Source organism: Variovorax sp. efr-133-TYG-130, assembly GCF_030208835.1.
Classification (GTDB): domain Bacteria; phylum Pseudomonadota; class Gammaproteobacteria; order Burkholderiales; family Burkholderiaceae_C; genus Variovorax.
Map to the genome: position 1 here is coordinate 53682 of NZ_JARVTD010000029.1, position 24793 is coordinate 78474.

At 68.5% G+C, this 24793-nt stretch carries 25 protein-coding genes; 13 read left to right on the top strand and 12 right to left on the bottom strand.

All coding sequences use genetic code 11. From position 1 onward, the window contains the following. Positions 1-24: 24 nt before the first annotated feature. A complete protein-coding gene (locus tag QRN67_RS23110) occupies positions 25-408 on the bottom strand; it encodes a DUF1090 domain-containing protein (protein WP_285413763.1) in 384 nt (127 codons plus the stop codon). 160 nt (positions 409-568) lie between these two features. Between QRN67_RS23110 and QRN67_RS23115 the strand changes: the two genes are divergently transcribed. The 4 genes from QRN67_RS23115 to QRN67_RS23130 all read left to right on the top strand — a co-directional run bounded on the left by QRN67_RS23115 (position 569) and on the right by QRN67_RS23130 (position 5813). Then, the gene (locus tag QRN67_RS23115; RefSeq protein WP_081267300.1) at positions 569-1489 is read left to right on the top strand and encodes a beta-keto acid cleavage family enzyme; all 921 of its coding nucleotides are present in this window, start codon (positions 569-571) and stop codon (positions 1487-1489) included. A gap of 38 nt (positions 1490-1527) precedes the next feature. After that, positions 1528-2736 carry an ABC transporter substrate-binding protein gene (locus tag QRN67_RS23120; RefSeq protein WP_285413765.1) on the top strand — a complete coding sequence of 403 codons (1209 nt, stop codon included), beginning with the start codon at positions 1528-1530 and terminating at the stop codon, positions 2734-2736. Beyond that, positions 2733-3680, top strand: coding sequence for a 3-hydroxyacyl-CoA dehydrogenase NAD-binding domain-containing protein (locus QRN67_RS23125; protein WP_285413766.1), 948 nt, complete (start codon positions 2733-2735; stop codon positions 3678-3680). Before QRN67_RS23120 ends, QRN67_RS23125 begins: the two co-directional genes overlap by 4 nt. Positions 3681-3998: 318 nt before the next feature. After that, entirely contained in the window at positions 3999-5813 is a 1815-nt protein-coding gene (locus QRN67_RS23130; protein WP_285413767.1) for a feruloyl-CoA synthase, read from the top strand. A gap of 123 nt (positions 5814-5936) precedes the next feature. On the opposite strand, the gene QRN67_RS23135 is transcribed toward QRN67_RS23130, so the two are convergent. Continuing rightward, positions 5937-6743: a PaaX family transcriptional regulator gene (locus tag QRN67_RS23135; protein WP_285413768.1), complete on the bottom strand. Its 807-nt coding sequence runs from the start codon at positions 6741-6743 to the stop codon at positions 5937-5939. Between the two features lie 77 nt (positions 6744-6820). On the opposite strand from QRN67_RS23135, the gene QRN67_RS23140 reads away from it, so the two are divergent. Further along, positions 6821-7603: a crotonase/enoyl-CoA hydratase family protein gene (locus QRN67_RS23140; protein WP_155742459.1), complete on the top strand. Its 783-nt coding sequence runs from the start codon at positions 6821-6823 to the stop codon at positions 7601-7603. A 5-nt stretch (positions 7604-7608) separates the two neighbouring features. Here QRN67_RS23140 and QRN67_RS23145 read toward each other — a convergent pair whose 3' ends face one another. Further along, positions 7609-8946: an AsmA-like C-terminal region-containing protein gene (locus QRN67_RS23145; RefSeq protein WP_285413769.1), complete on the bottom strand. Its 1338-nt coding sequence runs from the start codon at positions 8944-8946 to the stop codon at positions 7609-7611. An 87-nt stretch (positions 8947-9033) separates the two neighbouring features. Between QRN67_RS23145 and QRN67_RS23150 the strand changes: the two genes are divergently transcribed. The 5 genes from QRN67_RS23150 (at position 9034) to minE (ending at position 12917) form a co-directional block, all read left to right on the top strand. Continuing rightward, positions 9034-9456 carry a hotdog fold thioesterase gene (locus QRN67_RS23150; protein ID WP_081267295.1) on the top strand — a complete coding sequence of 141 codons (423 nt, stop codon included), beginning with the start codon at positions 9034-9036 and terminating at the stop codon, positions 9454-9456. A gap of 135 nt (positions 9457-9591) precedes the next feature. Beyond that, on the top strand, positions 9592-10875 hold the full coding sequence (locus tag QRN67_RS23155; protein WP_081267294.1) for a solute carrier family 23 protein: 1284 nt from the start codon (positions 9592-9594) through the stop codon (positions 10873-10875). 100 nt (positions 10876-10975) lie between these two features. After that, positions 10976-11749: a septum site-determining protein MinC gene (gene minC, locus QRN67_RS23160; protein WP_106936244.1), complete on the top strand. Its 774-nt coding sequence runs from the start codon at positions 10976-10978 to the stop codon at positions 11747-11749. Positions 11750-11819: 70 nt separating this feature from the next. Continuing rightward, positions 11820-12635, top strand: a complete 816-nt coding sequence (gene minD, locus QRN67_RS23165; RefSeq protein WP_081269792.1) for a septum site-determining protein MinD — start codon at positions 11820-11822, stop codon at positions 12633-12635. 3 nt (positions 12636-12638) lie between these two features. Beyond that, positions 12639-12917 carry a cell division topological specificity factor MinE gene (gene minE / locus QRN67_RS23170; RefSeq protein WP_081269713.1) on the top strand — a complete coding sequence of 93 codons (279 nt, stop codon included), beginning with the start codon at positions 12639-12641 and terminating at the stop codon, positions 12915-12917. Here the strand turns inward: minE and QRN67_RS23175 are convergent. Then, positions 12874-14535, bottom strand: coding sequence for a rhodanese-like domain-containing protein (locus QRN67_RS23175; protein WP_285413770.1), 1662 nt, complete (start codon positions 14533-14535; stop codon positions 12874-12876). The two genes, minE and QRN67_RS23175, sit on opposite strands and share 44 nt — an antisense overlap. Before the next feature lie 455 nt (positions 14536-14990). On the opposite strand from QRN67_RS23175, the gene QRN67_RS23180 reads away from it, so the two are divergent. After that, positions 14991-15929 (top strand): fatty acid desaturase, encoded by a 939-nt coding sequence (locus tag QRN67_RS23180; protein WP_285413771.1) that lies wholly within the window; start codon positions 14991-14993, stop codon positions 15927-15929. Positions 15930-15939: 10 nt separating this feature from the next. Here QRN67_RS23180 and QRN67_RS23185 read toward each other — a convergent pair whose 3' ends face one another. Continuing rightward, a complete protein-coding gene (locus QRN67_RS23185; protein WP_285413772.1) occupies positions 15940-16863 on the bottom strand; it encodes an alpha/beta hydrolase in 924 nt (307 codons plus the stop codon). Positions 16864-17084: 221 nt separating this feature from the next. Continuing rightward, positions 17085-17687 (bottom strand): TetR/AcrR family transcriptional regulator, encoded by a 603-nt coding sequence (locus QRN67_RS23190; protein ID WP_285413773.1) that lies wholly within the window; start codon positions 17685-17687, stop codon positions 17085-17087. Between the two features lie 178 nt (positions 17688-17865). Here QRN67_RS23190 and QRN67_RS23195 point away from each other — a divergent pair, with 178 nt between their 5' ends. Then, a complete protein-coding gene (locus QRN67_RS23195; RefSeq protein ID WP_285413774.1) occupies positions 17866-18810 on the top strand; it encodes a CysB family HTH-type transcriptional regulator in 945 nt (314 codons plus the stop codon). Between the two features lie 127 nt (positions 18811-18937). Beyond that, positions 18938-19201 (top strand): hypothetical protein, encoded by a 264-nt coding sequence (locus tag QRN67_RS23200; RefSeq protein ID WP_081269719.1) that lies wholly within the window; start codon positions 18938-18940, stop codon positions 19199-19201. Between the two features lie 78 nt (positions 19202-19279). Here the strand turns inward: QRN67_RS23200 and QRN67_RS23205 are convergent, their stop codons facing one another. From QRN67_RS23205 to QRN67_RS23230, 6 genes are all read right to left on the bottom strand, one after another. Further along, positions 19280-19723 carry an RcnB family protein gene (locus tag QRN67_RS23205; RefSeq protein WP_081269720.1) on the bottom strand — a complete coding sequence of 148 codons (444 nt, stop codon included), beginning with the start codon at positions 19721-19723 and terminating at the stop codon, positions 19280-19282. A gap of 78 nt (positions 19724-19801) precedes the next feature. Further along, positions 19802-20689, bottom strand: coding sequence for a VOC family protein (locus tag QRN67_RS23210; protein ID WP_285413775.1), 888 nt, complete (start codon positions 20687-20689; stop codon positions 19802-19804). A 31-nt stretch (positions 20690-20720) separates the two neighbouring features. After that, a complete protein-coding gene (locus QRN67_RS23215; protein WP_285413777.1) occupies positions 20721-21569 on the bottom strand; it encodes an ABC transporter ATP-binding protein in 849 nt (282 codons plus the stop codon). Further along, a complete protein-coding gene (locus QRN67_RS23220) occupies positions 21566-22408 on the bottom strand; it encodes an ABC transporter ATP-binding protein (RefSeq protein WP_285413778.1) in 843 nt (280 codons plus the stop codon). Before QRN67_RS23220 ends, QRN67_RS23215 begins: the two co-directional genes overlap by 4 nt. Then, positions 22392-22949 carry an OsmC family protein gene (locus QRN67_RS23225; protein ID WP_285413780.1) on the bottom strand — a complete coding sequence of 186 codons (558 nt, stop codon included), beginning with the start codon at positions 22947-22949 and terminating at the stop codon, positions 22392-22394. Before QRN67_RS23225 ends, QRN67_RS23220 begins: the two co-directional genes overlap by 17 nt. 14 nt (positions 22950-22963) lie before the next feature. Continuing rightward, entirely contained in the window at positions 22964-24793 is a 1830-nt protein-coding gene (locus QRN67_RS23230) for an ABC transporter permease (RefSeq protein WP_205367715.1), read from the bottom strand.

The window sequence follows — 24793 nt, forward strand, 5'->3', positions numbered from 1 at the left end:
CTGGAGGCTCACTGCGCCAGGGGATCAGGGCAAGTCCTTGATGCGCTGCAGCTCGGCCTGCGCTTCGCGCAGCTTGTCTTCGCGCCGCGCAACCTTGTCGGCGTCGCCCTTGCGCCGGGCTTCCCGCAGTTCGCGCTCGCGCTGCGCCACCTTGCGTTCCTGGCTTCGCACGCGCTGCTGGTGATCGGCGGCCAGCCCGGCGTCGCTGCAGTTGCGGCGCACTTCGGCCAGCGCGCGTTCCAGGCCGCGAACGCGCTGGGTCTTGCCGTCGGCCTTGGCCGCATCGATGTCGCGCGAGATGGCGTCTCGCTTGGCCGCGCAGGTGGCGCTGGGCCCTGGTTGCGCCATTGCCATGCCCGGTGTCGCCAGTGCGGCGGCGGCCGCGAGAACGAGAGGCAGGAATTTCATGGGCGCTGCTCCTTGCTGCATGAGTGTGTGGAAGGCAGTGGCGACTTTAGCCGCTGGCGCAGGTAAACCCTGAGTCCGAATGTCGTCGCGATGACTGAGTGCAAACGCGCCTCAAAAAATAATGGCGCGCCCCCATGAAAGACACCAGGAGCCACCGACCATGTCGAAGCGCAAAGTGATCGTGACCATCGCCCCCACCGGCGGCATGGCGCACAAGTCGCAGAACCCCAACCTCCCCACGCAGCCCGCCGAGATCGCGGCCGACGTGCTGCGCTGCTGGAACGCCGGCGCCAGCGTGGTCGCCATCCATGCGCGCCGCCCCGACGACGGCGCCACCTGCAACGCCGACGTATACCGCGACATCAACAGCCGCATCCGCGCGGGCGGCAGCGACATCGTCATCAACAACTCCACCGGCGGCGGCGTGCACGGCGACATGGTGAAGCCGCTGGCGGGCGACCGCTGGGAGATTGCCTGGGAAGAACGCATCAAGGGCATGGATGCCGGCGCCGAGATGTGCACGCTCGACGCGACCACGCTCAACCTGAGCTTCGAGGGCAAGCAGATCCTGATGGACACGCCCATCACCCGCGGCCGCGAGCTGGCCGCCGGCATGAAGGCGCGCGGCATCAAGCCCGAGTGGGAGGTGTTCAGCCCCACGCACATCCTGCAGGACACGACCACGCTGATCCAGGAAGGCCACGACGACGAGCCCTACTTCATCAACCTGGTGATGAACGTGCACCGCAACTTCCAGAATGCGATGCCGTATTCGCCGCGCTTCCTGCAGATGATGGTCGACACCCTGCCCAAGGGCAGCATCTTCTGCGTGAGCGGCATCGGCCCCTCGCAGCTCGAGGCCAACGTGGCGGCGTTGCTGCTGGGCGGCCATGCGCGCGTGGGGCTGGAAGACAACCTCTACTTCCGCCAGGGCGAGCTGGCCACCAACGTGCAGCTCACCGAGCGCATCGTGCGGGTGATCCGCGAGCTCGACATGGAAGTGGCAACCCCTGCGGAGGCGCGCCAGATGATGGGCCTGCCGCGCACGGGCACGCCGCGGCCCGAGTTCGCCCTGGGCTGAGCGGCAAACAAAAGAACAACGAACGGAGACAAGAGCACATGAACACTTCCCGCACTGCACTGGCCCTGGCGCTCGGCACGGCATTCACCGCGTGCGCCTCGGCGCAGGTGTCAGACGACGTGATCCGCATCGGCTTCATCAGCGACATGTCGGGCATCTACCGCGACTACGACGGCCCGGCCGGCGCCGAGGCCATCCGCATGGCCATCGCGGACGTGGGCGGCGCCGTCGGCGGCAAGAAGATCGAGCTGGTCACGGCCGACCACCAGAACAAGCCCGACATCGCCGCCGCCAAGGCGCGCGAATGGTTCGACGTGCAGAAGGTCGACATGCTGATCGGCGGCGTCAACTCGGGCGCGGCCATTGCCATGGCCGGCGTGGCCGCGGACAAGAAGAAGCCGTACTTCGTGGTGGGCTCGGGCGCGTCGAGCCTCACCAACGAGTACTGCTCGCCCTACACGGTGCACTACGCCTACGACACGGTGGCCATGGCGCGCGGCACCGCGAGCGCTGTGGTCAAGGCCGGCGGCAAGAGCTGGTACTTCGTGGCGGCCGACTACGCCTTCGGCGCGGCGCTGCAGAACGACGCGACCAAGACCGTGCTGGCCAGCGGCGGCACGGTGGCGGGCTCGGTCAAGCATCCGCTGGGCGCGAGCGATTTCTCGTCGTTCATGCTGCAGGCGCAGAACTCGAAGGCGCAGGTGTTGGCCCTGGCCAACGCGGGCGGCGACACGGTGAACGCCATCAAGTCGGCGGCGGAGTTCGGCCTCGGCAAGAACATGAAGCTGGCGGGCATGATCATCACCATCAACGACGTGCATGCGCTGGGCTTGAAGGCTTCGCAGGGCATGTACCTCACCGACAGCTGGTACTGGAACCAGAGCCCCGAGTCGCGCGAGTGGTCGCGCCGCTTCTTCGACAAGCACAAGCGCATGCCCTCCTCTTTCCATGCCGGCGACTACTCGGCCGCGCTGCAGTACCTGCAGGCGGTGAAGGCCGCGGGCAGCGACGATGCCGACAAGGTGATGGCGCAACTGCGCAAGACGAAGTTCAACGACATGTTCGTCAAGGGTGGCTGGCTGCGAGACGACGGGCTGATGGTGCACGACATGCACCTGATGCAGGTGAAGACCCCGGCCGAGTCGAAGGAGCCGTGGGACTATTACAAGGTGGTCGAGCCGATCCGCGGCGAGGCCGCATGGACGACCAAGGCGGAGAGCCGCTGCACGCGGTGGAAATCGACATGAGCACATCCCTGGACGTGAAGCGCGTGGCGGTGGTCGGCACCGGCGTGATCGGTGCGAGCTGGGCCGCGTACTTTCTGGCGCACGGGCTCGACGTGAACGCGACCGATCCGTCGCCCGGCGCCGAGGAGCGGCTGCGCGCGGCGGTGGCGCAGCACTGGCCCACGCTGGAGCGCTTCGGCCTGGCGCCGGGCGCGTCGGTCGACCGGCTGCGCTTTCACGACAGCCTGGAAGACGCCGTGTCGGTGGCCGACTTCGTGCAGGAGAACGGTCCCGAGCGCATGGATTTCAAGATCGACCTGTTCCGACGCATGGACGCCGCGGCGCCGCCGGAGACCATCCTCGCATCGAGTTCGTCGGGCCTGGCGATCAGCGGCGTGCAGTCGGGTTGCGCGCATCCGCAGCGCGTGGTGCTGGGGCATCCGTTCAACCCGCCGCACCTGATTCCGCTGGTGGAGGTGATCGGCGGCGCGCAGACGTCGGCCGAGGTCATCGAGCGCACGATGGCGTTCTATGCGGCCATCGGCAAGCGGCCGATCCATGTGAAGCGCGAGGTCAAGGGCCACATCGCGAACCGGCTGCAGGCTGCGCTGTGGCGCGAAGCTTTTCATCTGGTCGATGAGGGTGTGGCGAGCGTGGCCGACATCGACACGGCCATTGCGCACGGCCCCGGCCTGCGCTGGGCGGTGATGGGTCCGTTCATGAATCTGCATCTGTCGGGTGGCGCGGGCGGCATCGAGCATGTGCTGGCGCATCTGGGCGGACCGATCGAGGACTGGTGGAAGGACCTGGGCGAGCCGTCGATGACGGCGCAGCTGAAGCAGAAGGTGAAGGAAGGTGTGGACGAGGCGCTGGGTCAACGCCGCACGGCGGACCTCGAAGCGGTGCGCGACAACCTGCTGTTAGACCTGATTCGCGCGAAGGCTGATAGCGGCAAGCTTGAATAGGTCGGGGCCTTGCTTGGCTCTTGTCGTGCTGTGAGCGGCTTGTTCGGGGCTCGCTCACGCCGACGGGGTACCTTGCTCCGCGAATGTCCCCCGGGCTTCGCCCTCCTCCTTTATTTCGCTGCGCAAGGCACCCCATCGGCGTGATCGTTGTACAGAGCGGTCGTTGATCGGCCAGCACGAGAGCCGCGCTCGTTGTGCACAGGGCACCGGGTGCTCCCCGCAGCGAAATAAAGGAGGAGGCCGAAGGCCGGGGGACATTCGCGGAGGGGAGTACCCGGTGCCCTGTGCACGCACCACGAACAACCCGGAACACAAAAAATGATCGACTTCCTGAACGACGAAAACCTGATCGCCCCACCCCGCACGGTACGCATCGACTTCGACGACGGCTCGTTCGCGTTGCGCTCGCCGGTGGCGCTGAAGCCCTATGCGCGCTGCATCGGCGAATGGCTCGAACGCTGGGCGCGCGAGACACCCGACGCCCTGGCCCTCGCCGAGCGCGAGGAGGCCGGCGAAGGCTGGCGCAAGCTCGACTACCGTGCATTGCGACAGGCAGTCGGCGCGGTCGCGCAGGCGCTGCTCGACATGAAGCTGCCGGCAAACCGGCCGGTCGTAATCCTCTCGGACAACGCCATCGACCACGCGGTGCTGATGCTCGCGGCCATGCACGTGGGCCGTACAGCGTGCTCGCTTTCCAGCGCCTACTCGCGCATGGCCAAAGACCCTTCGCGGCTGCACGGCATGCTGCAGGCGCTGAAGCCGGCACTCATCTATGCATCGGACGCCAGGGTCTACGGCGGCTCGCTCGCGGGCTGCGGCGTGGAGGCGGCCACGGTGTTCAGCCGCAATGCCGATGCGCATCCGGGCGCCATCGCGTTCGAACAGTTGCTCGCGGCACGAGAAACGCCCGCTGTCATGCAGGCCTTTGCCAACGTGCTGCCCGACACGCATGCCAAGTACCTGCTGACCTCCGGCTCCACCGGCAAGCCCAAGGTGGTCATCAACACGCACCGCATGCTGTGCGCCAACCAGCAGATGATGGCGCAGACATGGCGCTTCCTCGCGCAAGAGGCGCCGGTGCTGGTCGACTGGCTGCCCTGGAGCCACACCTTCGGCGGCAACCACAACCTGCACATGGTGCTGTGCCACGGCGGCGCGCTCTACATCGACGAGGGCCGGCCCGCGCCGGGCCTGATCGAGAAGACGGTGCGCAACCTGCGCGAGGTGAAGCCCACGCTGCTGTTCAACGTGCCGCGCGGCTTCGACATGCTGCTGCCATTTCTCGAAGCCGACGACGCGCTGGCCGCCAAGGTGTTCTCGCGGCTGCGGCTCGCGTTCTACGCGGCGGCGGCGCTCGCGCCCTCCACATGGCAGCGGCTCGAAGCCGTGGCGAAGCGCGTGCGGCCCACGCGGCCGCTGTGGCTCACCACTTCCTGGGGCGCGACGGAGACTTCGCCCGCCATCACCTCCGCGCACTGGAAGCTCGACGGCGCCGGCTGCATCGGCGCGCCGCTGCCGGGGCTGGAGCTGAAGTTCGTGCCCAACGGCGAGAAGCTGGAGATGCGCGTCAAGGGCGTCTCGGTGTTCCCCGGCTATCGCGACGCACCGCGCGAAACCGCCGAGGCCTTCGACGCAGAGGGCTACTACCGCATCGGCGATGCCGGCTTCCTCGCGGACCCGGCGCAGCCCGCGCAGGGCGTGATCTTCAACGGCCGCGTGGCGGAAGACTTCAAGCTCTCCAGCGGCACCTGGGTGTCGGTGGGCACGCTGCGCGTGAAGCTGGTGTCGATGCTCGCGCCGCATGCGCAGGACGTGGTGCTCACCGGCCACGACCGCGACGAGATCGGCATGCTGGTGTTCGCGAGCCCGCAAGGCGCCGCGTTGCCGCCGGAAGCCATGAGCGAGCGCATCGCCGGCGTGCTGCGTTCGCTGCGCGACGAAGGCGCGGGCTCCTCGCAGTGCCCGGCCTGCGCGCTGGTGCTGGCCGAGCCGCCGAGCCTCGATGCGGGCGAGATGACCGACAAGGGCTACATCAACCAGCGCGCGGTGCTGACGCGGCGCGCGGCCGAGGTGGAACGGCTGCACGCTCGCGGACCCGCGGGCGATGCGCGGGTGGTTCGGCTCGACTGCTGATTGCCCGGTGAAGGCAGAGCAGGTGCTCCGCGGGTCATGAAGGAAGGCGTGGTGCAGTTCGACGAACGGGGCACTGCGCACTGCGCACTGCGCACTGCGCACTGCGCACTGCGCACTGAAAAGCTACGGCAGCGCCAACCACTTGCGCCACAAGACCAGCGCCTTGTCCTGGTAGCGGCGGGTGGCGGCGAGCAGCTCGGCGCGCGGCGCGGGCGACATGAGTTCGGCCGGCAGCAGCGGGTCGCGGATGAGGTGCGCGATCACGGCGCGCCCCAGCAGCAGCGACTCGCGCATCGCCACTTCGAGCCGCTGGGTGCGCAACCGTTTCTCGCTGCGCTCCAGGCCCGCCTGCAGGCGGCGGCAATCGGCCGCAAGAACGCGCACGTTCCACAGCTTGCGCGCGGCGGCCTGCGCGGCATCGTCCAGGTCGGCCAGCCGGAACACCAGCGCGCTGGGCGACAGCCCCAGGGCTGCAAGCTGCACGCGCTCGCCCTCCAGCCCGCCCGCGAGGTTGTCGGGCCGGATGTGCAGCCCCGGCCGCAGCGCCGCAAAGCCGCGCAGCGAGAGCGCCAGGGCGTGGTGGCGCCAGGCCGTCTTGTCGGCGCGCGGCACGCCGGCGTCGTGCACGGCGAGCCAGTCGCCGTGCCATGCGACAGTCTGCGCCTGCTTGTGACGCCAGTCGTCGACCGCGCGCGACAGCGCCGGGCCATCGCGGTTGAGCGCGTAGCTGCCTCGCTCGCCGCGCGCGATCTTGCCCTCGGCCGCGAGCCGCGTCAGGCCCACGCGCAGCGTCGACTCGCCGATGCCCATGAGCTCGCCCGCGCGGCACAGAGCCTGCGAACTCAGCGTGCCTCCGTCGGCCACCAGCAGGTCGAGGATCAGCTCCGGCGCGCTGGGGATGGCCACCGGCACATTACATACTTTGTCCATGATTGCGAAAGAGAGAAATATTTCCTAGGATGCAGCCGAGCGATCGCTAATGTAATTTAGCCCTAAAGGATGCACACATGGCCATGCAGTACGTGACGTACGACGTGGACCGCACGGTCTGCACCATCACGCTGAACCGTCCGGAAAAGCGCAATGCGGTCGACGGCGTCGTGGCCGCTGGACTGCGCCAGGCCTTCGAGCGTTTCGAGGCCGACGACGCGCTTCGCGTCGCGGTGCTGGCCGGCGCGGGCGGCAACTTCTGCGCGGGCGCCGACCTCTCGGCCGTGGGCGACCCGGCCCGCCGCAACGAGCTCGACCCCGAAGGCGGCGGCAGCGGGCCGATGGGGCCGACGCGCATGGCGCTGTCGAAACCGCTCATCGCGGCGGTGAACGGCTATGCGGTGGCGGGCGGCCTCGAACTCGCGCTGCTGGCCGACCTGCGCGTGGCCGACGACGACGCGGTGTTCGGCGTGTTCTGCCGCCGCTGGGGCGTGCCGCTGATCGACGGCGGCACGGTACGGCTGCCGCGCATCGTGGGCATGGGGCGCGCGCTCGACATGATTCTCTCGGGCCGTCCGGTAGGCGCGGCCGAGGCGCTGGCGATGGGCCTGGTCAACCGCGTGACGCCGCCCGGCGGCGCGCTGGCCGCCGCGCAGGAACTGGCCCACCAGCTTGCCGCCTTCCCGCAGCAATGCATGCTGGCCGACCGCCGCTCCGCCTACGGGCAGTGGGACATGCCGCTGGCCGAAGCGCTGCGCCGCGAAGGCGCGCAAGGCGTGCCGATGGTCTTTGCCGAGGGCGAAACCGGCGCCGCACGTTTTGCCGGCGGCGCGGGCCGCCACGGCGAGTTCGGGCGCTGAAGCCCTCAGCGCCCCGGCGCGGGCCTGGACGGCTTCGGCTTCGGCTTGCTGCCGCCGAACATCTTCTCCACCTGCTGCCCTATGCGTGCGCCGATGGCCGTGCCCACGCCCGGCAGCACCGCGCTGCCGATGGCCGCGCCGGTGAGCGCGGCACCTGTCAGCGACAGCTCGGGGTCGCTCACGGTGCCGCCTATCTTGAGCGGCACGCCGACCACGCCGTCGACCAGGTCCACCGCGATCTCGCCGTCGAGCTTGCGGTTGAACAGCTTCAGGCTGCCGCTTGCCGTGAGCACGCCCGAGCGGGCCTTGAGGTTGGAGTACTGCAGCACCACGCCGTTGTCGGTGCCCTGGGTGTCGAGCGTGCCCGTGAGTTCGTCCAGCGGCGTGCGGCCGCCGCGGCTGATGCCGGCGGTGCTCACCGCCTTGGCCACGTCCAGCTTGGTGAGCGTGGCGGGCTGCACCGAGAAGGTGGTGCGGGTGTGCAGGTTGCGGACCAGCGCGCTCACCTCCTCGGCGCTGCCCGCCTCGGCCACCAGCGTGGAATGGCCGGAGACCTTGCCGGCCACCGAAGTGCGGCGGTCGAAGGCCTGCACCAGGCTTTCGATGTCGACCTGGCGCGGGTCGAGCTCGGCCGACACGCGCAGCTTGCCGTTGGCCAGGGTCTCGAAGCGCGCGACGCCGTTCAAGGTGCCGCCGCCCACGTCGATGCGGGTGCGCCAGCGGTCCTGCCCCGCTTCGCGGTCCAGCCGCAGGCGCGCAGGCGGCAAGGGCGACGCCAGGCCGGCGCGCTCCACCCGGGCCTGGCGCGGGCGCCACTGGGGGTCGAAGACGATGTCGCCGTCGTAGGCCAGCGCAATGTCGCGCCGGTCGATCCAGGTCAGGTCGCGCCAGCGCACCCGTTCCACGGGCACCGGTGCCAGGGTCCACGGTGCCGGCAGCGCCACGGGCGCCGCGCCCTCGGCGGGCTTGGGCCCCTTGCCGCGAAAGGCCCTCACCGACGCGCTGGGCAGCACCAGGCTTTCGATCTCGACATCGTCCAGCGCAATGACGCGGTGCAGCAGCGGCGCCAGCTTGAGCCGCAGCGTGACCTGCCGCAGGGTGATGGGCCGGGGCTGCCCGGTGGCGACGTCGGACAGCACCAGCATGGGCATCGGCAGCAGCGACCAGTGGGCGCTGCCTATCGTCAGCGGCACGCCGAAGCGCTGCTCGAAGCCTTCGGCGATCTTCGCGGCCACCTCGTCGTCGGTGGGCAGCTTCGCGCGCACCACCAGCACCAGGGCGCCGACGCCGAACACCAGGACGGCGGCAATGCCGAGGAGCCAGCGGCGGACAGGGTGCTTCATCGATCCAAGTTAACACGCAAAGGCGACTGCCGTTGTCAGCCGCCGTCGCTATAGTTTTAGCCACCTACTACAGGAAAGAAGAACCGAATGCGTATCTGGAAAAAAGAAATCTCCGTCGAGGAGCTGACCCGCAACCACGTCGGCACCGCCGTCTCGACGCTGGGCATGGAGTTCCTGGAGGTGGGCGACGACTTCATCCGCGCCCGCTGCCCGGTCGACGAGCGCACCCGCCAGCCCTACGGCATCCTGCACGGCGGCGTGTCGGTGGTGCTGGCCGAAACGCTGGGTTCCTGCGGCGCCCACTACTCCGCCCCCGAAGGCGACCGCGCCGTGGGGCTGGACATCAACGCCAACCACATCCGCTCGGTCACCAGTGGCTGGGTCATCGGCACGGCGCGGCCGGTGCACCGGGGCCGCACCACGCAGGTCTGGCAGATCGACCTGACCAACGAGGCGGGCGAGCTGACCTGCGTGTCGCGCATCACGATGGCGGTGCTGCAGCCGCGCTGAGGGCAGCGGTCTTCTTTCTCCGGCGCAGGGTGCGTGCCGGTGTTCAGGGCGGGGTTCATCACCCACAATCACGCCCCGGGAAAGCCGGGACGTCCCGGCCACCGAGCACCACACCCAACAAGAGGAGATAGAAGAATGTTCAACTGGACTGAACGGCCTGCGTCCGCACTGGCCAACGGCGCGGTCATCGCGCCCGACGAGCGGCTGCCCTGGCTGCAGACCGGCGCCATGGGCGTGCAGCACGTCATCGCCATGTTCGGCGCCACGGTGCTGGCGCCGATCCTGATGGGCTTCAGCCCCAACATCGCGATCCTGATGAGCGGCATCGGCACGCTCATCTTCTATTTCGTGACCGGCGGCAAGGTGCCCAGCTACCTGGGGTCGAGCTTCGCCTTCATCGGCGTGGTGATCGCGGCCAGCGGCTACGCGGGCAAGGGGCCCAACGCCAACATCGCGGTGGCGCTGGGGGGCATCGTGGCCTGCGGGGTGGTGTACATCCTGATCGGGGCCATCGTGCAGGCCGTGGGCACGGGCTGGATCGAGCGCTTCATGCCGCCGGTGGTCACTGGCGCGGTGGTGGCGGTGATCGGGCTCAACCTGGCGGGCGTGCCGATCAAGAACATGGCGGCCAGCAACTTCGATTCGTGGATGCAGGCCGTGACCTTCCTGTGCGTCGGGCTGGTGGCGGTGTTCACGCGCGGCATGCTGCAGCGCCTGCTGATCCTGGTCGGGCTGATCCTGGCCACGCTGGTCTACGCGGTGCTGACCAACGGCATGGGGCTGGGCAAGCCGGTCGACCTGAGCGGCATCGCCAACGCGGCCTGGGTCGGCCTGCCGACCTTCACCGCGCCGGTGTTCACGGCCAACGCGATGCTGCTGATCGCCCCGGTGGCGATCATCCTGGTGGCGGAGAACCTCGGCCACCTGAAGGCGGTGACGGCCATGACCGGGCGCAACCTGGACGCCTACATGGGCCGCGCCTTCATCGGCGACGGCATCGCCACCGTGGTGAGCGGCAGCGCCGGCGGCACGGGCGTGACCACCTACGCCGAGAACATCGGCGTGATGGCCGCCACGCGCATCTACTCCACCGCGGTGTTCGTGGTGGCGGCGCTCATTGCGCTGGTGCTGGGCTTCAGCCCGAAGTTCGGCGCGCTTATCCAGGCGATTCCGCTGCCGGTGATGGGCGGCGTGAGCATCGTGGTGTTCGGCCTGATCGCCATTGCCGGCGCCAAGATCTGGGTCGACAACAAGGTCGACTTCTCGCAGAACAAGAACCTGATCGTGGCGGCCATCACGCTGATCATCGGCACCGGCGACTTCACGCTGAAGTTCGGCGACTTCGCCCTGGGCGGCATCGGGACCGCCACCTTCGGCGCGATCATCCTGTACGCGCTGCTGGGCCGCACGAAGAACTGAGCGCACGAAGCGTGGACCGGGGGGCCTGGTGTAACGCCCGGTCACCCGGGTTTGGCTGGCGCCCGTTAGACTCCAACGCTTTTCGCACCGACGTTTTCCAATGGCCGATGTCTCCGCCGCGCGCACCAAGGCGGTTTTCGAATTCAAGAGCGCCACGCTGCCGCTGATCGCAGTGATCCTCAAGACGTCCGACCTGGACGTGCTGGCCGAGGCGCTCGACGCCCAGCTGGCGGATTCGCCCGATTTCTTCGAGCAGGAGCCGGTGGTGATCGACCTCTCGCTGCTGCAGGAAGCACAGGGCGAGAGCGGCGAGGCCGCCGGCGACATCGACTTCGCCGCCCTGCGCAGCCTGCTGGCGCGCCACCAGACCCAGCCCATCGCGGTGCGCGGCGGCAATGCCGCCCAGCACGCCGCGGCGCGCGCCGCCGGCCTGTCGGTGGCGGCCATGCCTGCCGCGCCGGCGCCGCGCGCTCCCGCCCCGCCGGCCGAACCGCCCGCGTCCGAAGCCCCGCAGATCGTGCGCGAAGTGCCGGTGCCGGCCAACGGCACGCTGCTGATCGACAAGCCGCTGCGCTCGGGCCAGCAGGTCTACGCCCGCGGCGGCGACGTGGTGGTGACGGCGGTGGTGAGCTTCGGTGCCGAGGTCATTGCCGACGGCAACGTGCACGTGTACGCGCCGCTGCGCGGCAAGGCCATTGCCGGCGCGCGCGGCAACACCGAGGCCCGGATCTTCTCGACCTGCATGGAAGCCCAGCTGGTGGCCATCGCCGGCATCTACCGGACCAACGAAGTGGCGCTGCCCGACTCGGTGCTGGGAAAATCGGCCCAGGTGCGCCTGGACGGCAAAAAAATAGCGATCGACCCCATTCCCTGAGCCCCTGCTGGCTCACGGAACGCGGCGACCCTGACAACCAACAACTGAATCGAAACAAGAAGGAATGGCCATGGCCAAAATTGTGGTGGTGACTTCGGGCAAGGGCGGCGTCGGCAAGACGACCACCAGCGCCAGCTTCGCATCCGGACTCGCGCTCGCGGGCAAGAAGACGGCGGTGATCGACTTCGACGTGGGCCTGCGCAACCTGGACCTGATCATGGGCTGCGAACGCCGCGTGGTGTACGACCTGATCAACGTGATCCAGGGCGAAGCCAACCTGAGCCAGGCCCTCATCAAGGACAAGCAGTGCGACAACCTGTTCGTGCTGGCCGCCTCGCAGACGCGCGACAAGGAAGCGCTCACGCAGGAAGGCGTCGAGAAGGTGCTGGCCGACCTCGCCGCGATGGACTTCGAATACATCGTCTGCGACTCGCCCGCCGGCATCGAGACCGGCGCCATGATGGCGATGCACTTCGCCGACGAGGCGCTGGTGGTGACCAACCCCGAGGTGTCCTCGGTGCGCGACTCGGACCGCATCCTGGGCATGCTCAGCAGCAAGACCAAGCGCGCCAAGGACGGCGGCGACCCCATCAAGGAGCACCTGCTCATCACCCGCTACAACCCGAACCGCGTGGCGGGCGGGCAGATGCTGTCGCTGGAAGACATCCAGGACATCCTGCGCATCAAGCTGATCGGCGTGATCCCCGAGTCGGAGAGCGTGCTGCACGCCTCCAACCAGGGCGTGCCGGCGATCCACGACAAGGAAACCGACGTGGCGCAGGCCTACAGCGACGTGGTGGCGCGCTTCCTGGGCGAAGAGAAGCCGATGCGCTTCGTCGACGCCGAGAAGCCCGGCTTCTTCAAGCGGATTTTCGGAGGCAAGTAGGCCATGTCCTTTCTCTCGTTCCTGCTGGGCGAAAAGAAGAAGACTGCCAGCGTCGCGAAGGAGCGGCTGCAGATCATCCTCGCCCACGAGCGGTCCAGCCTCAGCGGCAAGAAGCGGCCCGACTACCTGCCCGAACTCCAGCGCGAACTGGTGGCGGTGATTTCCAAGTACGTGTCGATCAACGCGGAAGACATCAAGGTGCACCTGGAGACCCAGGACAACCTCGAAGTGCTCGACATCAAGATCGAGCTGCCCGACCCTGCGCCGGCGCCCGCGCGCTGAGCGCAAAGAAGCGAAAGCGCACGGACGGGTCCTGCAGGACCCGTTCGGCCAGCGCGCGTTCCCACGCCAGGTAGTCGGCCCAGGCCGCATCGCGGCGCGGGCCGAAGACGCGCATCACCGAGCCCCAGTCGTCGTCGAAGGGGGTGAGCAGCCGGGACGGCACCAAATCGGTCGAAAGCGGCCGTCCTGAAGCCTCCCAGCCCTTCGTTCCACCCTCGAGCCAGCTGAACACCGCCCCTGAATCCTGCTGCCAGCGCTGGTGCGCGTCGCGCGCCACGCGGGCCGCGGCCATGCCGTCGGGCGAGGTGAAGACCAGCGTGCGCCCGGGAACGGCATGGGCGGCAAGCGGCGCGAGCGAGGCCGGCAGCATGTAGTGCGCGCCGGGCAGATGGCCGCGTTCGTAATCGAGGCTCGGGCCCACGTCGACCACGGTGACAGCGCCGTTGCTGCGCAGACGGGCCAATGCCTCGGGGGTGAGCGGAGCCGGGGCACCCTTGAACGACGTGGCGGGCGCGGGCGGCGCCTGATCGGGTGGCAGCTCGCCATCGAAGACGTAGACCTCGGCCTGGTTGAGCTGGGTGAGCCAGAAGCTCGTGACGGCGGCGCGCAACCGGTGGGCCTGGTCGTCGAGCAGCACGATGCGCGCGCCGCGCGTGGCGACGAGGTTCTCGAAGTGCATCAGCAGTTGCCCGCCCGGCACCTGCCGCACGCCGGTGCCCGAGAAGGCCGGATCGGCGGCAGGACGCACGTCGAATACGTAGAGAGTGCGTGCATCGTCGTCGCGCCAGCGGGCGAGCCGCGCGGCATCGGCCAGGGGCAGCCCGAAACGCTCGATCAGGTCGTCGGCGATCCGGCGCAGCACGTCGGGAGATTCGGGCGGCAGTTCGTCGTCGGGGGCGGCGTTCTGCACGGTCGGTGCGCCTTGCAGGCCCCAGGCCATGACGCCGTCTTCGACGAACACCGCGTCGGGCGCACGGCCCAGCAGCCGCAGCGTGGTGGCGCCGACGATGCCGCGCGTGCGGCTGAAGCAGTTGATGGCCCAGAGGTGGTCGGCCCCGCCCGGCTCGAAGCGCCGCAGGGCCAGTTCGGTGCCCGCATGGTTGCGCGCGCCGGGCAGCGAGAGAAACCTGAACTCGGCCTGCGGCCGCGCGTCGACGAGCGTGGTCGGCCGGCCTTGGCGCTGGCGTTCCCGCAGCGCCTCGACGGGCAGGCCCGGCGTGCCGTAGTGCAGCCGGGCGCGGTCGCCGAAGGCCTTGACCAGCGTGCCGTAGCCGTCGATGGCGGGCAGGCCCTCGGAAAGCCAACGCTGCAGGCCGCCTTCGAGGTTTCGCACGTCGGTGTAGCCCAGCCGGGCGAGCACGGCTGATGCGGCCCGGCCCACGCCGTCGGTTGCGCCGTGGTCGTCGTAGAGCACGACGGGGGTGGTGCGGCGCGGCACCAGTGCTTCTATCTGCAGCTCGAGTCCGCTGAAGGGCACGTTGCGCGCGAGGTTGGGATGTCGCTCGACGAAGAAGCGGGTTTCGCGCACGTCGAGCAGTGCGAGTTCTGCGGCTGGCTCTGCCAGGAGCAGGGCTTGCAGTTCTGTCGGGGCGATGGTGTTTCTTGTCGTACTGCTCATTCGGTTTTTCTTTTGTTCGGGGCGCGTGCACAGGCCACCGGGTACTCCCCTCCGCGAATGTCCCCCGGGGCTTCGCCCCTCCTCCTTTATTTCGCTGCGGGGAGCACCCGGTGTCCTGTGCACATGGACGCAGCGCTCGTGCGAGCCGATCGACAAGTGCTCTGAACGATCACGACGGCGGGGTGCTCTGCGCAGCGAAATAAAGGAGGAGGCCGCAGGCCGGGGGACATTCGCGGAGCAGAGTACCCCGTCGGCGTGATCACGTCCCCGAAAGAAGTTTCGACTGATTACCAGCCCGCTTCACGAGTGACGCCAAAGCACGCGGGAGCGCGGAGAAAGCGCTCTAGCTTAGGCCTCGCCCCCGGCCGCGCGGAACGAAGTTTCGCGACCATGCTTATGCGAAAAGCGCGCATGCAAGACGCCGCTTGCTACCTAGCATCGCAGTCCTTCCCACCATGACTTCGACTGCCGTACCGAACCCCGCCAGGACCACACCCGTGCGCCGCCACTGGTGGTGGCACTACGAAGTGCCCACGCTGCTGCTGGCCGCCGCGCTGTACGTTGCGTGGGCCGCGCTGCTGTGGTGGCACGCGGCGCTGCCGGGCTGGGCCTTGTTCGTGGCCGGGGGCTTTCTCGCGCAGCTGCATTCCTCGCTGCAGCACGAGAGCATCCACGCGATGCGCCACCTGCCCAGGTGGCTGCGCCATGCGGTGGTGTGGCCGCCGCTGAACCTGTGGCTGCCCTACCCGTTCTACAACCGCGGGCACAGCTCGCACCACGTCAACTACCACCTCACGCACCCCGAGCGCGACAACGAAAGCGCCTACCACTCGGCACCCGCGTGGGCGGCCTACGGGCCGGCGTGGCGGTGCATCTACATGGCGAACCAGACGATCGCCTTCCGCGTGGTGCTGGGGCCGTTTCTCCGGCTCTGGAAGCTGGTCGGCTTCGAAACGGGCCAGGTGCTGTCGGGCAATTTCTCGAGGCTGCCGACATGGGGCTGGCATGCACTGAGCGTGGCGCCGGTGCTGTACTGCGTGACCGCGGTCTGCGGCATGGGCCTGGGCGAGTACCTGCTGTACTTCGTGTATCCCGGCATGATGCTGGGCTCGCTGCGCACCTTCACCGAACACCGCTGGGCCGACACGCCGCACGAGCGCGTGGCCATCGTGGAGTCGAACCTCGTGTTCGGGCTGCTGTACCTCTTCAACAACCTGCACCACGTGCACCACCGCGCGCCGACCATGCCCTGGTACGAGATCCCGGTGTACTTCCGCAAGCACCGCGCGGCGGTGCTGCAGGCGAACGGCAACTTCTACTACCGGGGCTACGGGGAGATCGTGCGGCGGCACCTGTTCAGGCCGGTGTTCACGCCGGTCCACCCAGCCTGGTAGCACGCCGCCTTCAATCGGGCGCCGTCACGAAACGTGCGACCCGCGCCAGCACCTCCGCCTCCTTGAGGATGCGGCGATGGCCCCAGCCCTGCGTTTCCATCAACTGCGCGTGGCCGATCGCATCGCGGTAGGCCTCGGCGTCGGCAAAGCGGTTCACGCGGTCGTCCCTGTCGTGCACGATCAACGTGCGCTGCGAGATGCGCGGCCCCACGGCGGCGGGCTCCAGCTGGGGCATCAGGACGCCTTCGCGCGCCTCGAACAGCCGCTGCATCGCCAGGCGCGTAGTTTCGCTGAGCCCGAAGGTGTGCGCGAAATAGCGCGTGTATTCGCGTGGCGATGCGGGCGGCGCGAGCAGCACGAGCCGATCTGCCGGCAAGCCCCGCGACGCCGCGAGCGCAAGGCCGTTGGCACCCAGCGAATGCGCGACGGCCGCGCGCAGCGCATGGCCGTCGGCCGCGAGCCGCGCCGCGACATACGCAATGGCCCGCGCGAACTGCGGCGAGTTGCTCATCGTGCCGGCGCTGCGGCCGTGCGCCGGCAGCTCGAGCAGCACGGGCCGCAGGCCGGCATCGGCCACGGCCTGCGCGAGCGGCAGCATCTGCCCCGCATGGCCGCCCCAGCCGTGCACCAGCAGCACCACGGGCGCCGACTCGGCACCCGAGTCCTGCGCGGCCAGGTGATAGATCCCGACGCTCGCGTCCTCGAAAGCCCAGCCCTCGCGCCGCCACTCTGCACCCGGCCCCTGCGCCCGGTACAGCCACTTGGGCGGCAGCGGCGTGCCGAACAGGCGGTAAGCGGCACGCACGCCCAGCGCGGGCCACAGGCGTTGCGACGTGGTCAGGCCGAAGCGCAGCGCGCGCATCATGCGTCCCGGCCGGTAGTAGTTCGACTGCGCGGCATGGCCGGCTGCGGAGGTGGCGGAAGTGCCTGTCATGGCGGGAGCTCCTTCGGCTGCGGGGGTCAGTACCAGACCCAGTCACGGTTGCTGCGGGGCAGGCTGCGCAGGGTGTCGCGCACGCAACGGGCACCGGTGACGAGCGCATAGGCGGCGAGGACGAGGGCAATGATCAGCATGGTGCTTCTCCTTTTTATCGCACGGCCGTGCGAAATATTGGCAAATGAAGACGTGGGGAATCCGCCTGCGTCTCGAGCAGCTCAGGCGCGATAGCTGGAAAGAATGCGCCGCCAGGAGTGCGTGGCGCGGTCGGCGGCCTGCGGGTCGCGCAGGAAGCGCGCGTCGTGCAGCTGGGTCATCATCACGCCGTTGAGCTCGCTCACGAGCTGCGCGGGGTCGGTGTCGGCCTTGAGTTCGCCGGTCTCGACAGCCTGCAGCACGGTGCGGCGCAGCGCTGCGCGCCAGCGCGTGATCTCGTCGAACAGCACGTCGCGCAACTCGCCTTCGCGGTCGTCGAACTCGAAGGCGCCGGCCATGTAGAGGCAGCCGGTGTGCATTTCGACGTCGCGGGTGCGGGCGATCCAGCGCGCGACGATCTCTTCGAGCCGGGGCAGGCCCTTGGACTTCTGCATGGCGGGCACGAACACGTCGGCCAGGAAGCCGCGGCCGTATTCCTCGATGACGGCCTTCTGCAGCGCCTCGCGCGACCCCACGCGCGAGAACACGCCGCTCTTGGACAGGCCCAGCCGGCTGGCCACGGCCTGCAGCGTGATCGCTTCCAGGCCTTCGGCCAGCGCAAGGTTCATCGCGGCGCCGACGATGGCGGCGCGGGTGAGTTCGCTTTTCTGGGTCTTGGCGTCCATGCGGCAAACTTTAGCACAGCCGTGCGAAAACTCAAGCCGGGCCTCTCGAAGCAGCTCTGGGAGCCTTAAAGATGTTTTGCTCATGTGAAACCAACAAACGCATCGTTCCCCGAATAAGCAGTTCTGCCGAGAATCTCCGGTCGGCTCCAACCGGGGCCCCGACACTCTTGTGCGCCAGATGAACTTCCAACAACTGCGCTCGGTACGCGAGGCCGTTCGTTGCGGCTTCAACCTGACCGAAGTCGCCCACACCCTTCACACTTCGCAGCCCGGCGTGAGCCGCCAGATCCGCGAGCTCGAGGAAGAGCTCGGCATCGAGCTGTTCGTGCGCGCCGGCAAGCGGCTCACCGGTCTTACCGAGCCCGGCGGGCATGTGCTGCCGATCATCGAGCGCATGCTGATGGAGAGCAGCAACCTCAAGCACGCGGGCCAGGAATTCATCGCGCAGCAAAGCGGGCTGCTGTCGGTGGCGGCCACGCACTCGCAGGCGCGCTATGCGATGCCGGTGGCGGTGCAGGAATTCCGCGCGCAGTTCCCGAACGTGAAGCTGCACCTGCACCAGGGCTCGCCCAAGCAGATCGCGGAGATGCTGCTCGACGGCGAGGCCGACGTGGGCATCGCCACCGAGGCGCTGGGCGACTATCCGCAACTGGTCGCCCTGCCCTGCTACCGCTGGACGCACTCGGTGATCGTGCCGCCGGGGCATCCGCTGCTCGACGCGCCACTCACGCTCGATGCGCTCACGCGCTATCCGCTCATCACCTACGACACCGGCTTCACCGGCCGCTCGCGCATCGACGAGGCCTTCGTGCAGCGCGGGCTGGAGCCCAACATCGTGCTGGCCGCGATGGATGCCGACGTCATCAAGACCTACGTGCAACTGGGCCTGGGCGTGGGCATCGTCGCTGGCGTGGCCTACGAGGCCGAGCGCGACACCCAGTTGCGCGCGCTCGACGCGGGGCGGCTCTTCGGCATCAACCTCACCAAGCTCGCTGTACGGCGGGGCACCTACCTGCGCAAGTACGTGTATGCCTTCATCGAATCATTCGCGCCCACGCTGACGCGGGCGGTGGTCGAAAAAGCCCTGGGAGACGAGGCCAAAGCCTCGCACTACGAAATCTAGAGCCTGTCCAGTGGCGTTTGGGGGGTGTGTACCGGGGACGACAGAAAGGTTAAAAAAGAAGAATGCAGCTTCACACAGGCGGCGTACATTCGGGTTAATTCCCTGGCTTCCTGGAAACGGATCAGCAATGGCATCGACCCCGCAGCAGCAGCAACAGCAAACAAGGGCCGCCCTCAAGGCCGCCGATGCCGCGGAGCGGCGCGAACGGCTCAGACGGGCCCTGCCCGCCACGGTCGAATTGCTGCAGAGCCGCCAGGCCGACCGCATCGACGACGCCGACATCGATGCGTACGTGAGCCTCAACTGGCTCGAATGGCACGGCGGCGGGCTGCGCCTGACCATCACGGGCCGCAACGTCTGCGCCCAATCGGCACCTACCGCACTGGTCTGAAAAAAACGCCGCAAGCCTTGCGGCCTGCGGCGTGGTTTGTGCAGTGCTGTTTCGCCCAATGGCCGAAACAGCGTCTGTTTACTGGCCTGCGATGATGTTCGCGATCACGCCGGTGGCAATGGCCGCGAGCACGAAGTCTCCGCCCACGCCCACCCACTGGTATCCACGGGGCGGCTGCTGCAGCCGGTAGGCACGCCAGTCCTGCACCACGTAGTTGCGGCCACGGTACTCGGGCGGCACGCGGCCACCACGGCGCCATTCGGCGTGCGGTTGCGGGAAGCCGCGGCGATCGAACTGGCGGCCGTCACGGAAGTCCTGGTTGCCGCGGTAGCCCGGCGGGCCGCCACGGTGATCGAAATTGGGGCCACGGTGATCGAAGTTGGGACCACGCTGCTCGAAGCGTCCGTCGCCAGGGCCGGGACGGCCGTCGAAGCGTCGATCCTGCGCAACAGCGCTGCCGGCGGCCATGCACATTGCCAGTGCCGCTGCGGCAACGGCCATGCTCTTTGACTTGATGTTCATCTGGAATCCTCCATGCGTTGATGAGACGAGTCCATTGTGTGCCCCGCATGTGTCCGCAACGACCGCTTCAGGTCGCAGTCAGGTGAAATCAGGTAAGCGCTGGTATCCGCGCGGGGCCTTGTCCTTCACGCGGTCCAGCGGCGGAAGGTCGAGCTCGATCAACGCGCCATGAGTGCGGGCAAGATCGAAGGCGCCGGTCGATTGCGGCCGGTCTGTGTGCAGCAACAGCGCATAGGGTCCTTCTCCACGCGCGGCGATGCGCTGCGTGAGCGTGTCGCTGCCTTCACCCGCGTGTGCCGCGTTCTCGCGTGGGGACGACAGCACCAGCACGCTGCCGCCCAGCACGATGACCGCCACGCGCACGTTGCTGCCCGGCAGCGCCACGGGGTTGCCGATGTGCGTGCCAGCATCTTCGGCGTCAGTGCCCAGCAAGGCGCGGTAGCGCGCCAGCGTCGCATCGAGGTCGCGCACGGCAATGGCCAAGCTGGCCACGCCGAGCGCGCCGTTCGCATGCACGCGCACCTCGCCCTCGGGCACGCGCAACGCGCGCGGCGTGAGGTCGCCGCACAGGAAAGGCAAGTCGGCCGAGGGCGCACGCGCCGTCTGCCAGCGCAGGCGCTCGCCGTCGGGCCGCACACGGCCACCATCGAGCGGGCCTTCGAGCAGCAGGCCGCGTGCCTTCGCATCGGCGACCGTGGCCGCGGTGTCGCGTGGCAGCAGCGCGAAGTCGACGATGCCCTCGCCGTGCTTCCGCAGCAGCTGCCACCAGCGTTCGCCGGGCGAAGCTTGGCGCCATGCGATCAGCTCGAAGTAGCTGCCGTCGCCGAAAACCACCAGCGCGTTGTGGGTGGCGCGGCCCGGATGGTCACCGCCGCGCAGCACGTGGAAGCCGAGCGCGCCATAGTCGGCGATGGTGCGTTCGAGGTCGTGCACCGCAATGACGATGTGGTCGAGTTTCAATGGCATGTGTGGGTTCTCTTTGGGAGCTTTCGCTGGATCAGGAGGCGGTGCGCGCCGCGCCGTCGCCGCCAAGGTAGGCATCGCGTATGCGCGCGTCGGCCAGCAGCTCTTTCGCCGGGCCCGAGAGCACGATGCGCCCGGTCTGCAGCACGTAGCCGTGGTGCGCGATCTGCAGCGCGAGGCTCGCGTTCTGCTCGACCATGAACACCGACACGCCCTGTGCGTTGATTCGCGCGATGAGCTCCAGCACCTTGTCGACGTACAGCGGCGACAGGCCCATGGTCGGCTCGTCCATGCAGATGAGGCTGGGGCGGCCCATGAGCGCGCGCGCCATCGCCACCATCTGCTGTTCGCCGCCCGACAATGTGCCGGCCTGGAACTCGATGCGCTCGGCCACGCGCGGGAACAGCTCGAGCATGCGTTCGAGGTCTTCGGCCACGGCCTTGCGGTCGCTGCGCGCATAAGCGCCCATCAGCAGGTTCTCGCGCACGGTCATCGCGGGGAACAGCCTGCGCGCCTCCGGCACCGAGCCGATGCCCTTGCGGATGATCTGCGGCGTGCTCAGGCCGAGCGTGGAGGCGCCGTTGAAATTGACTTCGCCCGAGCGCGGCTTGAGCAGCCCGAGCACGATTTTCATGGTGGTCGACTTGCCGCTGGCATTGCCGCCGAGCAGGCTGACGATCTGGCCCTTGCGCACTTCGATGTCGAGGTCGAAATGAGCCTGCACCGGGCCGTAGAAGCTGTTGATCTTCTTCAGCTGCAGCAGCGGCTTGTTCGATTCGCCTGGAGCCGGCGTGGCGGTGCGCTCCGGCAGCCCCTCGTCACCCCGGCCATCTCCCCAGAGAGGCGAAGGCGAGAGGCCCGTGCGTGCGACGGTGGCGATCATGCGGGCACCGCCTCTGCGGCACCCACATGGCGATGGCCGAGATACGCCTCGATCACCGCCGGGTCGTTGCGTACTTCACTGGGTAGCCCTTCGGCGATCTTGCGGCCGTCGTCGAGCACGGCGACACGGTCGGAGAGCTGCATCACGAGGTCGAGCTTGTGCTCGATCAGCAGGATGGCCTGGCCCCGCGCCTTGAGGCTGCGAATGATCTCCAGCATCTCGGCGGTCTCGCTCTCGTTCATGCCGGCGGTGGGCTCGTCGAGCAGCAGCAGGCGCGGCCGAAGCGCGAGCGCGCGCGCAATCTCCACACGGCGGCGGTTGGCATAAGAGAGGCTGTACGCCGGATGGTCGATGCGCGGCGCCAGCCGTTCACCGAACAGCGCGATGATCTCGCGTGCTTCTTCGCGCAGCGCGTCTTCCTCGCGACGCACGGCGGCGGGCTGCACCAGCGCCAGCGCAAGCTCGGCCAATGCGCCCAGGCCCGGCACGCCGCCCGCGCGCGGTTTCACGGCACGCAGCCGTGTGTGCGCACCGACCAGCACGTTGTCGAGCACAGAGAGGTTCGCGAACACACGCCCGTGCTGGAAGGTGCGCGCCAGGCCGCGCTGCGCGAGCTGCTGCGCGGGCAGGCCGGTGATGTCTTCACCGTCGAACAGCACCCGGCCTTCATCGGGCCTGTCGAGGCCGGTGACCAGGTTGAACAGCGTGGTCTTGCCCGCGCCGTTGGGGCCGATCACGCTCAGCAGTTCGCCCTCGCCCACATGCAGGTCGACGGCATCGACGGCGGTGAGGCCGCCGAAGCGGCGCACCAGGCCGCGTATCTCAAGCAGCGACGGCATCGGTGGCCTTCGCCTTGGAGTTGACGAGCTTCACCTCGGCGCGGATGGCCTGCGGGTTGCGCAGCAGGTTCAGGATGGGGCAGTTGCGTTCGACCGCTTCGAACAGCGCGTCGATGTCTTCGCGGCTCGCGGGCGAATCGATGTGCACCGTGTAGCCGATCTCGTGCGGCCAGATGGGCGTCTTTTCATGGCCCGGCTTGCCGCCGCGCGGATCGATGATGCCGGTCACTTCCACCTCGAGGCTTTCGAGCGGCACCTGGCGTTCGGCCGCCTGGATCAGGAAGATGTGCGTGACGCAGGTGCCCAGCACGCCCAATTGCAGCTCGGGCGAACTGGGGCCGAGGTTGTAGCCCGCGAAGTCGGGCGGGCTGTCGCTGATGACCTGGTGGTCGCGGATGCGCAGGCGGCGCACACCGCTGCGGCCTTCGGCCTTCACGCTGGCCTTGAGCTGCACGGGCTGCGCCGTGCCGGCCTCCACCGAGGCATTGCGTGCGAGCACGGCGGCGCGTTTCTCGGCGAGGTAGTCGTTCAGGTGGCTCATGGTGTGGTGTTCTTTCAGACAGTGCCCAGCAGGCCTTGCGGGCGAAAACGAATCAGCAGGAGCAGCGCGACGCCGTAGATCAGCATGCGGTACTCGGCCGTCACGCGGAACAGCTCCGGCAGGCTCACGAGCGCGACCGCGCCCAGCAGCGCGCCGCTGATGTTCCCGAGGCCGCCGAGGATCACCATCGTCAGCGCGAGGATCGAGATCTGCGAGCCGAAGGTCTCGTGGTTGATGTACGAATACATGTGCGCGGTGAAGGCGCCGCTCACGCCGGCCGCGAAGCCGCCGAAGCCGAAGGCCAGCGCCTTGTAGCGGTCGGGGCTCACGCCGTAGGCGCGCGCCGCCACTTCGTCTTCGCGCACGGCGCGGAAGGTGCGGCCCAGGTGCGAACGCAACAGGCGCCACTGCAGCAGCGCAAGAAGCACCATCGCACCGAAGGAAGCCCAGTAGATGGCCTGGTTCGACGAAGCGTCGCGCCCGAACAGCGACAGCGGCGGAATGCCCGACACGCCGATGGGCCCGTGCGTGAGGCTCTCCCAGTTGAGGATGGTGAGCGCCACGATCTCGCCGATGCCCAGCGTGGCGATCGACACGTAGTGGCCGCGCAGCCTGAAGGCCGGGAAGATGAGCGCGGTGCCGATCAGCGAAGTGAGGATGCCCGCGAGCACGATGCCCGTGCCTACCGGCAGGTGCAGGTCGAGCACCAGCAGCGACGACGCATACGCGCCGATGGCCAGCAGCCCCGCATGGCCGAGCGAGATCTGCCCGATGGTGCCGGCCACCAAGGTGAGGCTGAGCGCCAGCGCGCCGTAGAGCCATGCGTTGGTCAGCGTCTGCAGCAGGTACGGCGAAGGATCGAAGAGCGGCAATGCCACGGCCGCCGCGAACACCGCGGCGAGCACGCGGCGCGGTATGTGCCACGGCTTGCTCGGCGCGATGAAGGTGCCGGTCAGCGGCTCGGGCGGCAGCGCGCGCTTGCGCCCGAACAGGCCGTTCGGCTTCCACACCAGGATGACCAGCAGCAGCGCGAAGGCGAAGAGGTTGCGGTACGGCGTGCCGAGGATGGCCACGCCATAGCTTTCGATCAACCCCAGCAGCAGGCTGCCGACGATGGCCCCCGGCACGTTGCCCACGCCGCCGACCACGGTGGCGACCACGCCCTTGAGCGTGGCCTGGAAGCTCATCGCCGGGCTGATGTTGTTGTAGTACATGCCCACCAGCAGGCCCGAGAGCCCGCCCAGCGCCGCGGCGATGGCGAACACGGTCTGGTTCACGCGGTCGACGTCCACGCCCATCTGCTGCGCCGCGTCGCGGTCTTGCGCGGTGGCGCGCACGGCCCAGCCGAGTTTCGTGAAACGCAGGAAGACGAACAGCACGGCCGCGCTCGCGACGCCGATGCCCGCAATGAGGATGTCGAGCGCGCCGATGGTGCCGGTGCCGATCTGCAGCCGCCAGTCGGGCAGCTGCGTGGGCAGCGAGCGCGGGTCGGGGCTGAACACCAGCTGCACGAGGATGTCGAGCACGAAGCTGATGCCGATGGTGGCCAGCAGCGGCGCAATGCGAGCCGCGCCCTGCAGCGGCCGCAGGCCCACGCGCTCGATCAGCATGCCGAGCGCGCCGGAGCCCAGCACCACCAGCAGGATGGTCACGGGAAGCGGCGTGTGCAGGTAGGTGATCGACGCCCAGCCGATGTACGCGCCCACCGTGTACACCGAGCCGTGCGCGAAGTTGATGAGGTGCGAGACACCGAAGATCAACGCGAGCCCGACCGCCAGCAACGCGTAGATGTTGCCGATGATCAGGCCGTTGACCGTGTAGTCGAAGAAGGAGGTGAAGCTCAT

Bases quoted from the DNA above. Each gene is read 5' to 3' on its own strand.
- QRN67_RS23110 (WP_285413763.1), bottom strand. From the start codon at position 408: ATGAAATTCCTGCCTCTCGTTCTCGCGGCCGCCGCCGCACTGGCGACA.
- QRN67_RS23115 (WP_081267300.1), top strand. From the start codon at position 569: ATGTCGAAGCGCAAAGTGATCGTGACCATCGCCCCCACCGGCGGCATG.
- QRN67_RS23120 (WP_285413765.1), top strand. From the start codon at position 1,528: ATGAACACTTCCCGCACTGCACTGGCCCTGGCGCTCGGCACGGCATTC.
- QRN67_RS23125 (WP_285413766.1), top strand. From the start codon at position 2,733: ATGAGCACATCCCTGGACGTGAAGCGCGTGGCGGTGGTCGGCACCGGC.
- QRN67_RS23130 (WP_285413767.1), top strand. From the start codon at position 3,999: ATGATCGACTTCCTGAACGACGAAAACCTGATCGCCCCACCCCGCACG.
- QRN67_RS23135 (WP_285413768.1), bottom strand. From the start codon at position 6,743: ATGGACAAAGTATGTAATGTGCCGGTGGCCATCCCCAGCGCGCCGGAG.
- QRN67_RS23140 (WP_155742459.1), top strand. From the start codon at position 6,821: ATGGCCATGCAGTACGTGACGTACGACGTGGACCGCACGGTCTGCACC.
- QRN67_RS23145 (WP_285413769.1), bottom strand. From the start codon at position 8,946: ATGAAGCACCCTGTCCGCCGCTGGCTCCTCGGCATTGCCGCCGTCCTG.
- QRN67_RS23150 (WP_081267295.1), top strand. From the start codon at position 9,034: ATGCGTATCTGGAAAAAAGAAATCTCCGTCGAGGAGCTGACCCGCAAC.
- QRN67_RS23155 (WP_081267294.1), top strand. From the start codon at position 9,592: ATGTTCAACTGGACTGAACGGCCTGCGTCCGCACTGGCCAACGGCGCG.
- minC (WP_106936244.1), top strand. From the start codon at position 10,976: ATGGCCGATGTCTCCGCCGCGCGCACCAAGGCGGTTTTCGAATTCAAG.
- minD (WP_081269792.1), top strand. From the start codon at position 11,820: ATGGCCAAAATTGTGGTGGTGACTTCGGGCAAGGGCGGCGTCGGCAAG.
- minE (WP_081269713.1), top strand. From the start codon at position 12,639: ATGTCCTTTCTCTCGTTCCTGCTGGGCGAAAAGAAGAAGACTGCCAGC.
- QRN67_RS23175 (WP_285413770.1), bottom strand. From the start codon at position 14,535: ATGAGCAGTACGACAAGAAACACCATCGCCCCGACAGAACTGCAAGCC.
- QRN67_RS23180 (WP_285413771.1), top strand. From the start codon at position 14,991: ATGACTTCGACTGCCGTACCGAACCCCGCCAGGACCACACCCGTGCGC.
- QRN67_RS23185 (WP_285413772.1), bottom strand. From the start codon at position 16,863: ATGACAGGCACTTCCGCCACCTCCGCAGCCGGCCATGCCGCGCAGTCG.
- QRN67_RS23190 (WP_285413773.1), bottom strand. From the start codon at position 17,687: ATGGACGCCAAGACCCAGAAAAGCGAACTCACCCGCGCCGCCATCGTC.
- QRN67_RS23195 (WP_285413774.1), top strand. From the start codon at position 17,866: ATGAACTTCCAACAACTGCGCTCGGTACGCGAGGCCGTTCGTTGCGGC.
- QRN67_RS23200 (WP_081269719.1), top strand. From the start codon at position 18,938: ATGGCATCGACCCCGCAGCAGCAGCAACAGCAAACAAGGGCCGCCCTC.
- QRN67_RS23205 (WP_081269720.1), bottom strand. From the start codon at position 19,723: ATGAACATCAAGTCAAAGAGCATGGCCGTTGCCGCAGCGGCACTGGCA.
- QRN67_RS23210 (WP_285413775.1), bottom strand. From the start codon at position 20,689: ATGCCATTGAAACTCGACCACATCGTCATTGCGGTGCACGACCTCGAA.
- QRN67_RS23215 (WP_285413777.1), bottom strand. From the start codon at position 21,569: ATGATCGCCACCGTCGCACGCACGGGCCTCTCGCCTTCGCCTCTCTGG.
- QRN67_RS23220 (WP_285413778.1), bottom strand. From the start codon at position 22,408: ATGCCGTCGCTGCTTGAGATACGCGGCCTGGTGCGCCGCTTCGGCGGC.
- QRN67_RS23225 (WP_285413780.1), bottom strand. From the start codon at position 22,949: ATGAGCCACCTGAACGACTACCTCGCCGAGAAACGCGCCGCCGTGCTC.
- QRN67_RS23230 (WP_205367715.1), bottom strand. From the start codon at position 24,793: ATGAGCTTCACCTCCTTCTTCGACTACACGGTCAACGGCCTGATCATC.